The sequence below is a fragment of the Kocuria sp. genome (assembly GCF_030530945.1).
GTDB lineage: Bacteria > Actinomycetota > Actinomycetes > Actinomycetales > Micrococcaceae > Kocuria.
The window spans coordinates 481,242-493,773 of sequence record NZ_JAUMTZ010000001.1; the positions used below are offsets into that span (position 1 = coordinate 481,242).

Consider the following 12,532-nt stretch of genomic DNA (forward strand, 5'->3'; position numbering starts at 1 on the left):
CAGCACTCTGTCTCCGCGATACTGGACCCCATGCCCGCCCCCTTCGACCTGGACCGCATCGGCCACGACCTCCCCTTCGCCGCCTCCGTTCCCGCGCTGCGGGAGGCACTGGGATCCGGGGCCGCCGTGGTGCAGGCCCCTCCGGGCACCGGCAAGACCACCGTGGTGCCACCCGTCGTCGCCAACCTGGTGCTCGACACCGCCGCGGGGGAGGCCCGCAGGGTGGTCGTGGTCCAGCCCCGCCGGGTCGCCGCCCGGGCGGCCGCTCGGCGACTGGCGGCGCTCACGGGGACGGAACCGGGCGGCGTCGTCGGCTGGAGCGTGCGGGGAGAGCAGAAGACCTCAAGGGCCACCCGGGTGGAGTTCGTGACCCCGGGCATCATGCTGCGCCGCCTGCTGCGGGACCCGGAGCTCGCGGGAACCGCCGCGGTGGTGCTGGACGAGGTGCACGAGCGCGGCGTGGAGTCGGACCTGCTGGTGGGAATGCTCGCCGAGCTGCGGCAGCTGCGTGAGGACCTCACCGTGGTGGCGATGTCCGCCACGGTGGACGCGCCCCGCTTCGCGGAGCTGCTCGGCGGCGGGGAGCCCGTCCCGGTGGTGGACTGCCCGTCCGCGCTGCACCCGCTGGCGGTGGAGTGGGCGCCCGGTCCGCAGCGCCTGGACGAGCGCGGCGTCACCCCGGCGTTCCTCTCCCACGTGGCCCGGGCCACGGCGGCCGCCCACGAGCGCGCGCTCACCGGGGACCCCTCCGTGGACGCGCTCGTGTTCCTGCCGGGAGCGCGGGAGGTCTCCCGGGTGGCGTCTGAGCTGCGGTCGCTGACCACGGCCGAGGTCCTGGAGCTGCACGGTCAGCTGACCCCGGCGGAGCAGGACCGCGCCGTGGCGGGCCGCGCACCGGGTGAGCGGCCGCGGATCGTGGTGAGCACCTCGCTCGCGGAGTCCTCCCTCACCGTCTCCGGCGTGCGCCTGGTGGTGGACTCGGGCCTGGCGCGTCAGCCCCGCCGGGACGCCGGGCGCGGCATCTCCGGGCTCGTCACGGTCTCCGCCTCCAAGGCCTCCGCGGAGCAGCGCGCCGGCCGCGCCGCCCGCCAGGGGCCCGGCACGGTGGTGCGCTGCTACGACGACGCCGCCTGGGGTGCCATGCCCGCCCACACCGTCCCCGAGGTGCGCACCGCGGACCTCACCTCTGCATGTCTCGCGCTCGCCGTGTGGGGTGCCCCCGGTGGTGAGGGGCTGCCCCTGCCGGACCCCCTGGCCGCCCGGGCCCGCGCGGACGCGGAGGCGGAGCTGGGCCGCATCGGTGCCGTGACCGGGGACGGCCGCGCCACGGACCTCGGGCGTCTGCTGGTCACCCTGCCCGTGGAGCCGCGGTGGGGCCGTGCCCTCCTGGAGGGGGCTGATCTGGTGGGTTCCCGCGCTGCCGCGGAGGTCGTCGCGGCGGTGTCCGACGGCGCCCGCGCACCCTCGGCGGACGTTCCCGCCCTCGTGCGGGGGCTGCGCTCCAGCGGCGGGGACGGCTCCGCGCGCTGGCGCCGCGACGTGCAGCGCCTCGAGCGGATGGCGGCGGATCCCGCACGTGCCGACGGCGTCTCCGTGGAGAACACCCCGGGGCGGGGAAACGGCACTGCGCCGGAGGTGAGCGTGCCCGCTGTGCTGCGGGAGGGCGTCGTCGTGGGCCTGGCGCGGCCGGAGTGGGTGGCCCGGCGCGTGGGCGAGCGCGGGGACCAGTGGCTCCTGGCCTCCGGAACGCGCGCCGGGCTGGAGGCGGGCAGTCCGCTGCGCCACCACGAGTGGCTGGCCGTGGCCGAGCTGGGCCGCGCGGGCGGGAGGGTCGCGGCGGGAACGGGCGCGGTGATCCGCGCCGCCGCGCCCCTGGACCGGGAGACGGCCCAGCTGGTGGCGGGCCCGCTCGCGCGCGAGGAGACGCGGGCGCACTTCACGAACGGCCGCGTGGTCACCCGCTCGGTGCGCGCGGTGGGTGCCATCGAGCTCTCCGCCACCCCGGTCACGGCGGACCCGGAGACGGCCGTGCCCGCCATCCGCGCGGCCCTCGCGGCCCAGGGGCTGGACCTGCTGCCGTGGGACGACGCCGCGGTGGGCCTGCGTGCGCGCTTGGCCCTGCTGCGTCGTCACCTGAAAGACCCGTGGCCCGCGGTGGACGACGCCGCCCTGCTCGCCCGCGCGGACGAGTGGCTCGCCACCGAGCTGCGGGACGTAGCCCGGGGCGGATCGCTGCGCTCCGTGAAGGTGGCGGACGCCCTGCGACGGCTGCTGCCGTGGCCCGAGGCCGCGCGCCTGGAGGAGCTCGCCCCGCGGCGCCTGGAGGTGCCCAGCGGGAACACCGCGCGCATCGACTACCCGGAGGTATTCGACGAGGAGGACCCCGCGCGCCCGCCCGTGGTGGCGGTCAAGCTGCAGGAGTGCTTCGGCTGGGCGGAGACCCCGCGCGTGGTGGACGGTCGGGTGCCCGTGCAGTTCCACCTGCTCTCACCGGGGAAGGCCACCCTGGCCATCACGGAGGACCTCGCATCCTTCTGGTCCGGGCCGTACGCCCAGGTGCGGGCGGAGATGCGCGGACGCTACCCCAAGCACCCGTGGCCCGAGGACCCGTGGAACGCGGTGGCCACGGCCAAGACCTCGCGGGCGCTGCGCCGGGACGGCTGAGCGGCGCCACCCGGCCACCAGGAGCGACCCAGGTGTGCGAATGCCCCGCACATCCCGGCGCGGGGCATTCGTGGAGACATCCGGGGACGGGGTGGGTCAGAGCGTCCCCGCGGGGGTCTCACCGGCTGCGTGGGCGGCGGCCGCGGGGTCGGCCTCCTCGGGGCGGTGGACGAGGCGCAGGGTCTCGTCGAACTCGCGGTCGATCTCCGGGTTCCCGCGGTGGGTCGCCAGGGACACCACGACGCCCACCAGGCCGCCCAGGATGAAGCCGGGGATGATCTCGTAGAGGTCGCTCCACGGGGTGTACTGCCACAGGAACACGGTGGCCGCACCCACCACCATGGCGCTGATGGCGCCCGCGTTGGTGAGCTTGCGCCAGAAGAGGCTCATGAGCACCACGGGGCCGAACGCCGCGCCGAAGCCGGCCCAGGCGAAGCCCACCAGGTCCAGGATGGTGGAGTTCTGCTCCCACGCCAGCGCCGCGGCCACCACCGCCACGAGCAGCACGCCACCGCGCCCCAGCCACACCTGGGTCCTGGGGGAGGGGGTGCGCCTGGCGGCCAGGTTGTAGAGGTCCTCCACCAGTGCGGAGGAGGAGACGATCAGCTGGGAGGAGATGGTGGACATGATGGCCGCCAGCACTGCCGCCAGCACGAGCCCGGCGATCAGCGGGTGGAACAGCACCTGGGACATGTCCAGGAAGATGGCCTCCGGGTCCGTGGGCTCCTCGCCGGGACGGTTGCCGTAGTACGCCAGACCCACCAGGGCCGTGCCGATCGCCCCGAGCACCGTGAGGACCATCCAGCCGATCCCGATCCGCCGCCCCGCCTTCGCGTCCGCCGGGGTCCGCATGGCCATGAAGCGCACGATGATGTGGGGCTGGCCGAAGTAGCCCAGACCCCACGCGAGGGACGAGATGATGCCCACGGCGGTGCCCCCGGCGAACAGGGACAGCGCGTTCGGGTTCACGTTCTCGATGCGGGTCACCATCTCACCGGGGCCGCCCACCAGGAAGATCCCCACGATCGGCACCATCAGCAGCGCGGCGAGCATCAGCAGGCCCTGGAACAGGTCCGTGTAGGAGGCACCCAGGAAGCCGCCGAAGAACGTGTAGAGCACGGTCACCCCGGCCACCAGCAGCATGCCCACCTGGTAGCTCGTGCCGAACGAGGACTGGAAGAACACCCCGCCGGCCACCATGCCTGAGGACACGTAGAACGTGAAGAACACCAGGATGATCACCCCGGAGATCACGCGCAGGATGCGGGTGTTGCCCTTGAGGCGGTTGTCCAGGAAGGAGGGGATGGTGATGGAGTTGTGGGAGACCTCGGTGTACGCCCGCAGCCGCGGCGCCACGATCTTCCAGTTCACCCACGCGCCGATGGTCAGCCCGATGGCGAGCCACGCCTCCACCAGACCGGAGAGGTACACCGCGCCGGGCAGGCCCATGAGCAGCCACCCGGACATGTCCGACGCCCCGGCGGACAGGGCCGCCACACCGGGCTTGAGGTTGCGCCCGCCCAGCATGTAGTCGTCGAGGTCCTTGGTCTTGCTGTTGGCCCACAGGCCGATGCAGATCATGGCGACGAAGTACGCCAGGATCGCGATGAGCTGGTACGCCTGATCGGACATGCGCGTGCCTTCCGGTGCGGGGGTGCGTGGGCTGCGCCCACGGGAAACGGCTGGAGCCACGGGCCACCGGGTTGGTGGCGTGAGCAGGCTCACAAGCGTACCCCGTGGCGCGCTCCCCACCGTACGCAGGCGTCATCCGGCGACTCCCGGCGCGGCACGGCTCTCGGCAGAAGACGGGAACGCGACCCCCGGGCAGAGGTCGGCCGGTCGGGCCCGGGCGGGGTGGCCGTTCGCCACCCCGCCCGGACGGGCACTCACCGGGGCGCCGGGATCACTCGTAGCGGGGCTGCCACATGGCGTCCTGCACGGCCTGCACGAGGTCCTCGTGCTGCTTGGCGGCCACCCCGTCCCGGGCGGCCTGCCGGGCCACGGCAACGGCCACGGTGGCGGAGGACGCGCGCAGGTTCACTACGTCTGGCAGCAGGGACGCCCCGGGGGAGGTGGGGTCCACCTGTGAGGCGACGGCCTCCGCGGCTGCCAGAAGCATGCCGTCCGTGACGTGCTCGGCCTGGGAGACGATCACGCCGAGCCCCAGCCCGGGGTAGAGCAGCGCGTTGTTGCCCTGGCCGATCACGTACCGGGTGCCGTCGTAGTCCACCGGGTCCACCGGGATTCCCGTGGCCACGAGGGCCTTGCCCCTGCTCCACGGAATGATGTCAGAGGGCATGGCCTCGATCCGTTCCGTGGGGTTGGACAGCGGCAGGATGATGGGCCGCTCCACGCCCTTGCACATGGTCTCCACCACCTGCTGGGTGAAGGCGCCGTGATCGGTGGAGGTCCCGATCAGGATGGTGGGCCGCGCCTGGCCCACCACTTCCAGCAGGCCGATCCCCTTCTCGGTGCGCTTCCAGTCCTTCACCTCGTGTGCGGGGCGGGCGTAGACCTGCTGGTAGTCGGGCAGGTCCGCCATGTCGTCGGTCACCAGCCCGTTCACGTCCACGAGCCAGATCCGCGCCCGGGCGTCCTCCTCCGACAGGCCCGCGCGCACCATGCCCGCGTGGATCTGGTCGGCCATGCCGGTCCCGGCGGTGCCCGCGCCGTAGACCACCAGGCGCTGGTCCGCGAAGGTCTGGCCGGTGACCTTCATGCCGGATGCCACCGCGGCCATCACGATCGCCCCGGTGCCCTGCATGTCGTCGTTGAAGATCCGGTACTGCTGGGCGTTGTCCACCAGGATGCGCCGGGCGTTGGAGGGCCCGAAGTCCTCGAAGTGCAGCAGTGCCCCGGGGAACTTCTTCGCGGCCACCTTCAGGTAGGTGGCGATGAACTCGTCGTAGCGCTCACCCCTCACCCGGGAGTGCCGATTGCCCAGGTAGGCGGGGTCGTTGAGCAGGGTCTCGTTGTTGGTCCCGCAGTCCAGGTTCACCGCGAGGGTGCGTCCCGGGTGGATGCCCGCGGCGGCGGTGTACACGGCCAGCTTTCCCACGGAGATGTCGGTGCCGTTTACCCCCCAGTCCCCGATGCCCAGGATCTCCTCCGCGTCCGAGCAGACGAGCAGGTCCACGTCCTCGGGGCCCAGGCCGAGCTCGTCGAAGGACGCCTCGATGTCCTCGATGCGGTCCACGGACAGGTACACGGCCCGGGTGCGGCGGTAGTCCCGGGACCACTTCTTGATGGCCTCGCCCACCGTGGGGTCGTAGACCACGGGCAGCAGCTCGCTCATGTGGTCCGTCAGCAGGCGGTAGTAGACCACCTCGTTGCGGTTGTGCAGCTGGTCCAGGTAGATGTACTTCTGCAGGTCGGTCTCGTAGGAGGACAGCTGGGTGTAGCAGCGGGCCGCCTGCTGGTCGAGGGTTTCCACCGCGGAGGGCAGCCGACCCACCAGTCCCAGTCGTGAGCGCTCCTCGCGGGTGTACGCCGTTCCCCGGGTCTGCAGGGAATCGGTGAGTGCGGTGGGCAGAGATGACATGCGGGCCTCCCATGACGCGCGAACGGACCACTGGTGTCATTTTTCCAACAGTGGTGAGACAAATATGTCACTCAGCTATCAGATAGTCGAGGGGTGGCCCGTGGGTGGATGCCCAGCGCGTCGAAGGACTGCTCGATCGCGTCCGCGCGGCGGCGCCCCTCCGGCTGCGCCGCGGCCACCCCGTCCACCAGGGTCTCGAGGGCGGCCAGCAGGGCCACCCGGCTGCCGAAGGGCGTTCCCGGTGCCGTGCTGATGCGCAGCGGAACCTCGGCGCTGCTCAGCAGGGGACTGGTGGCCACGTTCGTCACGGCGATGGTGGAGGCGCCGATGGACCGTGCACGCTCCACCAGGTGGAGCACGGGGAGCGGATCGCGGTCGTAGGCGGTCACCAGGACCACATGACGCGCGGTGAGGTCCGCGATCTCGTGGGCCCAGCGGTCGGTGCCCCCGAGCACCCGCACGTTCCCGCGGAGGTAGGACAGCAGCAGCCCGGTGTGCTCCACGAGCGGCTGCCCCGATGCCACTGCCGCCAGCAGCACGGGACGGGTCGTGTCCGCGAGCAGCTCCACCCCGCGGTGCACGCTGCCGGTGTCCAGGGACGCCGCGGTGGCCTGGAGGTCCGCCGCGGCGCGGGAGAACCGGTCGTCCGCGGCAGGCGTGGTCCCCAGGCGGTCCCCGGGGCGTTCGAGCACGGAACGGGCGTCACCCTGCAGCGACGCCGCCATGCCCCGGAAGTCCTCGTACCCCAGTTTGCGGGCGAACCGGGTCACGGATGCCGTGCTGACGCCGGAGGCGGACGCCACCTGCTGCAGGTTCATGAACGCCGCCCCCGGCAGGGACCGGGCGTAGAACCCGGCCACGCTCTGCTCGCTGGACGTCAGCGTTCCCACCTGGCCGCTGCGCCGCAGCACCTCCCACGTCACGGGCGCCCTCTCCTTCCCGGGTCACGAGTCACCGTGGTCCCACCGGCTCGCGGCGGCCACGGCTCGAACACCGCAGGCTCGCGGGTCCAGGTGTCCGGGTCCCAGTGCTCCAGCACGTCCGCGGCCGTGCGCACCGGGTGCTCGATGCCCAGGGAGGACCCCAGCCACGCCACCACGTCCCCCGCGGTGTAGCCGAGCTCCGCGAGCTCGCGCAGGGTGACCGCTCCGTCCCGCTTGGCCAGCCGCTGCCCGGTGGGCCCCAGCACCAGGGGCACGTGCGCGTAGCGGGATGCGGGGTGGCCCAGCAGGCCCGCGAGGTACGCCTGGCGCGGTGCGGAGGGCAGGAGGTCGTCCCCGCGCACCACCTGGTCCACGCCCTGCTCGGCGTCGTCCACCACCACGGCCAGGTTGTAGGCGGGGGTGCCGTCCCCGCGCACCAGCACCATGTCGTCCACCGCGCCCGTGACCTCGCCCGCGAAGCGGTCGTGCACGGTGAACTCGCGCACCCCGGAGCGCAGGCGGACTGCGGGAGGCCGCTCGCGGCGTCGTCGTGCGCGCTCGGCGTCGGTGAGGTCCCGGCACGTGCCCGGGTAGGCGCCCGGGATGCCGTGGGGTGCGGAGGCCGCGGCGTGGATCTCCCGGCGCGTGCAGAAGCACTCGTAGGTGAGTCCCGCGGCGGTGAGCTCGCGCACGCGGTCCAGGAACAGGGGGATGCGCCGCGACTGGTGGTCCACTGCTCCGTCCCAGTCCAGGCCGACCGCCCGCAGGTCCGCCACGTTGCGCTCCGCCGCTCCCGGCTGCACGCGGTCCAGGTCCTCCACGCGCAGCAGAAACCGACGCCCGGTGGCGCGCGCGAAGCCCCACGCGGCCAGGGCGGTGCGCAGGTTGCCCAGGTGCAGGTCCCCGGAGGGCGACGGCGCAAAGCGCCCCGCGGGGCCGGTGGAGGACCGTGGGTGGCTGGGAATCACGCGGCACACGGTAGCACCGCGGCCGGACCGGGGGCCCGCCGCGGATGCGGGGCGGGTGGGGCCTTGCCGTTAGAGTGAGCCGCATGGCACGCACCCAGGAGCTGCGCCGCGGCGTCTACGTGATCGGCACCGAGAACTGGAGACTGAACTCCGGTCTGGTGCTGGGCACCCAGCGCGCCCTGGTGGTGGACACCGGTGCTGGGCCCCGCCAGGGGCGGGAGATCCTCGCGGCCGTCCGGGACGTCACGGACCTGCCGCTGACCGTGGTCAACACCCATGCTCACTACGCCCACTACATGGGCAACGCCGTGTTCGCGCGTGCCGGGGTCACCGAGTTCTGGGCCCACAAGGCGTGCGCGAGCGCCATGGCGGAGGTGGAGGACTACCAGCGCAGCATCGTGAGCACGCAGGAGCCGGAGATGGGCGCGGGCGAGGGGATCGACACCCGCCTGGTGCTGCCCACCAACACCCTGCCGGGCACGGGGCTGCGGCCCTCGCTCACGCGCATCGACCTGGGGGAGCGCCCCGTCACCCTGTTCTTCCTGGGCCCCGGCCACACGGACAACGACGTGTGCGTGGGCGTGGACGACGTCGTGTTCTGCGGCGACCTCGTGGAGGAGGGCTCGGACCCCAACTTCGAGGACGCCTACCCGCAGCGCTGGGTGGAGTCCCTGCGGGCGCTGGCCACCCTGGAGCGCTACACCGCGTTCGTCCCCGGCCACGGCACGCCCGTGACCGCGAACTTCGTGGCCCAGCAGGCCGACACCATGGAGCTCGCGGTGCGCCGCGCGCGGGACGTGGACCTGGCCGGGGACGGGCCCACCACGGCGGCCATGTACCGGCTGCCGTACCAGGCCGGCGTGGCGCGGGTTTTCCTGGACCGCTGGGCCCTCATCGAGCGGCAGGGCGCAGCCGGTGCCCCACCAGCGACCACCCCAGAGCCGCCGCTGCCGCAATCCCCAGATAACCCCCCGCGAGCGTGATCCGCCCGGCGAACGTCCCCGCCACGGTGGGGTAGGGCCACCACACGGCCAGGGTCAGCAGGGCCGCGGAGACCACGATCAGCGCCACCGCCGTGCCCAGCCGAGGGCGCACGGGGTACTGCGGCGCACCCCACGTCCCACCGGCCCACGGCTGCCCGCTGCCCTGCATCCCGCCGGGGGCGTACTGGTTGGGCGCGTACTGGCCGGGCGAGTGCTCGTGAGCGTTCTGCCGCGCGGACGACGCCGCCCACTCCCGTTCCCGCTCGGCCCGCTCCCGGGCGGGTGGCACGAACGCGCTGTCCCCGCGGTCCTCGCTCCACGCGGTCTCCCGCTGCCGCCGGGACCGGTCCGCGCGCAGCCTGCGGTAGGTGCCGGCCGCGGTGGTGCCGCTGCGGCGGACGCGGTCCACCACGGCGTCGAGCACCTGCGCCAGCAGGGCGGCCAGCACGCCCCAGCCCGCCACGACGAGCAGGGCGGCCACGGCGTCCGTGGGGCGGTGCCAGCCGTTGAGCACCGTGGTCATGCCCACCAGCGCGGCCAGGAACGCGCCCCAGCGTCCGGTGCGCGCCCTGCGGTGGGGTGGGGCCACCAGGAACACGGCCATGAGCAGAGAGGCCGCCGCGGTGGTGTGGCCCGAGGGGAAGGAGTTGCTCGCGATCTCCTGGACCCCCAGGTCCGGCTTGTCCAGCACGCCGTGCTTGAGGACCTGGGTGGTGAGGTTGGCGGCGAGCACCGCGCCCACGGCGAGGAGGGCGGCGTTCCACCGGCGGTGGCGCACGGCCCAGACCAGGGCGAGGACACCGGCCGCCACGGCCACGACCTCGGGCAGGTACTGCGCGGCCACCAGCACGATGCGCGGGAAGAAGGTGGTGCGGTCCGCCTTGGCCTGCTTCAGGGCGGCCTCGTCCAGCGCCTGGCCGGTGACGGTGCCCAGCCCGCCGTGGGCGATCAGGGGCACCAGGCCCCACAGCACCACGAGGGCCACCAGGGCCGCCACGACCGTGCGGGCGGACACCGTGCGGGCCGGTGCCGTGCCGTGACCGGACGGGCCCGGCTGCCCGGTGCCGTACGAGCCGTGGGGCGGGAACGTGTACCGGCCTCCGTCACGGGGACCGGGTCCAGGGGGGAAGGGGGCGAACGACACGGGCGCAGGAACCTCACCGGTTGACGACGGGAAGGGCCCGCCCGCGAGGCGGCGGACCCGGCTCCCATGGTGTCACGCCCCGCTATGACGCGGCTGTGAGCCGCCGGTCACGTGCCTGTCCGCCGGGGCGGGCCCGGCGGGGTGCGCTCGCCGGCGCGCGGCGTCGTCGTCGTGGGGGGCGGTCAGCGCCGCGTGCGCGTGAAGGAGGAGACGCCGGTGATGGCGCGCCCCACGATCAGCGCCTGCATGGAGTCGGTGCCCTCGTACGTGGAGACCACCTCCATGTCCGTGAGGTGGCGGCCGATGTGGTTCTCCAGGAGCAGGCCGTTGCCGCCCAGCATGTCCCGGGCGGTGCGGCACATGGCCAGGGCCTTGCGGGATGTGGTCATCTTGACCATGGAGGCCATGGCGTCGGTGAGCTGGTCCGTCTCCGCCAGGTGGGCCATGCGGGTGCACATCAGCTGCATGGCGGTGAGGTCCGAGAGCATGGTGGCGAGCTTTTCCTGGACCAGCTGGTAGCTGGCGATGGGCAGCCCGAACTGCTCGCGCTCCAGGGCGTACTTCGCGGCGATCTCGAAGGCCGCCATGCCGTGGCCCACGGCCTCCCAGGAGGCGCCGCCGCGGGTGGCCTTGAGCACCCGGTTCACGTCCTTGAAGCTCTCGCACCCGGGCAGGCGGTTCTCCTCGGGCAGGCGCAGGTCCCGGACCACGATGTCCGCCTGGTTGATGGCGCGCTTGCCGATCTTGCCCGCGATGACCTCCGGCTCGTACCCCTCCGGGTACTCGCCGTCCGCTCCGCGCTCCACCACGAAGCCCTTGACCTGCCCGTCCGCCTGGTCCCGGGCGTAGAGCACGATCACGTCCGCGGCGTGGCCGTTGCCGATCCACCGCTTGTGGCCGTTGAGCACCCAGTGGTCCCCGTCCCGGCGCGCGGAGGTCTCCAGGGACACCGAGTCCGAGCCGTGAGCGGGTTCCGTCAGCGCGAACGCGCCGGTCTTCTCCAGCCGGGCCATGACGGGCAGCCAGCGCTGGCGCTGCTCCTCGCTGCCCAGCATGTAGATGCTGCCCATGCACAGGTTGGAGTGCACGCCGAAGAACGTGTTCACGGAGCCGTCGATCCGGCCCATCTCCCGCGCCACGATCCCCGCCGCCTGCCGGGAGAGCCCCGGGCAGCCGTAGCCCTGGATGAACGTGCCGATGATCCCCAGCCCCGCCAGGCCCTGGAACACCTCCTGCGGGTGCTCGCCGGCCTCCCAGGCCTCGTTGACCACGGGCAGGATGCGCGCCTGCCCGTAGGCGCGCACACGGTCCCGCAGCGCAACCTCCTCCGGGGAGAGGTCCTGGTCCAGCAGGAAGAAGTCGGGGTTCTCCAGCAGCTCGTTCACGGGGTGTCCTCTCGGGGGACGACGACGCCGCCCGCCCGCCGCACGCGCAGCCAGGCCAGGACGGCGTCGTGGTCCGCGTCCAGTGCGGGCGGGGCCTTGGGGTAGCTGACCGGGGTGCGGCTGTAGGTGACGGGGTTCCTGATGAGCGGGACGGTGTCCTCGCCGTCGCCCACCTGGACCACCGGTTCCAGGCCGAGGGACGCGGCGTACTGCACGCCCTCGGGGATGCTCAGGATGGGCGCGCACGGCACGCCCTCCGCCTGCAGCCGCTCGGCCCAGACCGCGGCGGTGTCCTGCGCGAGGGCGCCGTTGAGGAGGGGCCGCAGCTGCTCCCTGTGGTTGTTGCGCTTCTCCACGGAGTCGAAGCGCGGGTCCTCCGCGAGCTCCGGCAGGCCCAGGACGGTGACGAAGCGGTGGAACTGGGCGTTGTTGCCCACCGTGATGATGAGGTCCTTGTCCGCGGTGGGGAAGGGGCCGTAGGGGAAAAGGCTGGGGTGCTCGTTGCCCAGGCGCTGGGGGTCGTTACCGCACGCGGCGTAGCCGGTGGTCTGGTTGACCAGCCCGGACAGGGCAGAGGAGAGCAGGTCCAGGTGGATGTGCTGGCCCCTGCCGGAGACCGTGCGCTCGTGCAGGGCCCCCAGGACGGCCACGGCGGCGTGGAGCCCGGTGATCACGTCGAACAGGGCCACGCCCCCGCGCTGGGGCGGTCCGTCCGGGGAGCCGGTCACGGACATGAACCCGGAGAGGCCCTGGACCAGCAGGTCGTAGCCCGGCAGGTGGGCGCCGCCGTCCGTGCCGAAGCCCGTGATGCTCGCGTGCACCAGGCCCGGCCAGCGCTCGGCCACGGAGGTCTCGTCCAGCCCGAAGCGGGTGAGCCCTCCGGGTTTGAAGTTCTCGATGAACACGTCCGCGGCGTCGATGATC

The 12,532-nt window shown here is 73.2% G+C and carries 9 protein-coding genes; 2 read left to right on the top strand and 7 right to left on the bottom strand.

The window, feature by feature from the left end:
- Positions 1-30: 30 nt before the first annotated feature.
- Entirely contained in the window at positions 31-2,664 is a 2,634-nt protein-coding gene (hrpB, locus tag Q4A22_RS02210; protein ID WP_303176885.1) for an ATP-dependent helicase HrpB, read from the top strand.
- A gap of 96 nt (positions 2,665-2,760) precedes the next feature.
- Here the strand turns inward: hrpB and putP are convergent, their stop codons facing one another.
- From putP to gluQRS, 4 genes are all read right to left on the bottom strand, one after another.
- Positions 2,761-4,296 carry a sodium/proline symporter PutP gene (gene putP / locus Q4A22_RS02215; protein WP_303176886.1) on the bottom strand — a complete coding sequence of 512 codons (1,536 nt, stop codon included), beginning with the start codon at positions 4,294-4,296 and terminating at the stop codon, positions 2,761-2,763.
- Between the two features lie 271 nt (positions 4,297-4,567).
- On the bottom strand, positions 4,568-6,205 hold the full coding sequence (locus tag Q4A22_RS02220) for an NAD-dependent malic enzyme (RefSeq protein ID WP_303176887.1): 1,638 nt from the start codon (positions 6,203-6,205) through the stop codon (positions 4,568-4,570).
- A 71-nt stretch (positions 6,206-6,276) separates the two neighbouring features.
- Positions 6,277-7,128, bottom strand: coding sequence for a MurR/RpiR family transcriptional regulator (locus Q4A22_RS02225; protein WP_303176888.1), 852 nt, complete (start codon positions 7,126-7,128; stop codon positions 6,277-6,279).
- The gene (gene gluQRS, locus Q4A22_RS02230) at positions 7,125-8,096 is read right to left on the bottom strand and encodes a tRNA glutamyl-Q(34) synthetase GluQRS (protein ID WP_303176889.1); all 972 of its coding nucleotides are present in this window, start codon (positions 8,094-8,096) and stop codon (positions 7,125-7,127) included. Before gluQRS ends, Q4A22_RS02225 begins: the two co-directional genes overlap by 4 nt.
- 83 nt (positions 8,097-8,179) lie before the next feature.
- On the opposite strand from gluQRS, the gene Q4A22_RS02235 reads away from it, so the two are divergent.
- Positions 8,180-9,079, top strand: coding sequence for an MBL fold metallo-hydrolase (locus Q4A22_RS02235; RefSeq protein WP_303176890.1), 900 nt, complete (start codon positions 8,180-8,182; stop codon positions 9,077-9,079).
- On the opposite strand, the gene Q4A22_RS02240 is transcribed toward Q4A22_RS02235, so the two are convergent.
- The 3 genes from Q4A22_RS02240 to Q4A22_RS02250 all read right to left on the bottom strand — a co-directional run.
- Positions 8,988-10,223, bottom strand: coding sequence for a phosphatase PAP2 family protein (locus Q4A22_RS02240; protein ID WP_303176891.1), 1,236 nt, complete (start codon positions 10,221-10,223; stop codon positions 8,988-8,990). The genes Q4A22_RS02235 and Q4A22_RS02240 overlap by 92 nt on opposite strands.
- A gap of 182 nt (positions 10,224-10,405) precedes the next feature.
- Positions 10,406-11,608 carry an acyl-CoA dehydrogenase family protein gene (locus Q4A22_RS02245; RefSeq protein ID WP_303176892.1) on the bottom strand — a complete coding sequence of 401 codons (1,203 nt, stop codon included), beginning with the start codon at positions 11,606-11,608 and terminating at the stop codon, positions 10,406-10,408.
- Positions 11,605-12,532: CaiB/BaiF CoA-transferase family protein (locus tag Q4A22_RS02250; protein ID WP_303176893.1), on the bottom strand; the 928-nt coding region annotated here is incomplete at its 5' end. The genes Q4A22_RS02245 and Q4A22_RS02250, both read right to left, overlap by 4 nt.

Bases quoted from the DNA above. Each gene is read 5' to 3' on its own strand.
- putP (WP_303176886.1), bottom strand. From the start codon at position 4,296: ATGTCCGATCAGGCGTACCAGCTCATCGCGATCCTGGCGTACTTCGTC.
- hrpB (WP_303176885.1), top strand. From the start codon at position 31: ATGCCCGCCCCCTTCGACCTGGACCGCATCGGCCACGACCTCCCCTTC.
- Q4A22_RS02220 (WP_303176887.1), bottom strand. From the start codon at position 6,205: ATGTCATCTCTGCCCACCGCACTCACCGATTCCCTGCAGACCCGGGGA.
- Q4A22_RS02235 (WP_303176890.1), top strand. From the start codon at position 8,180: ATGGCACGCACCCAGGAGCTGCGCCGCGGCGTCTACGTGATCGGCACC.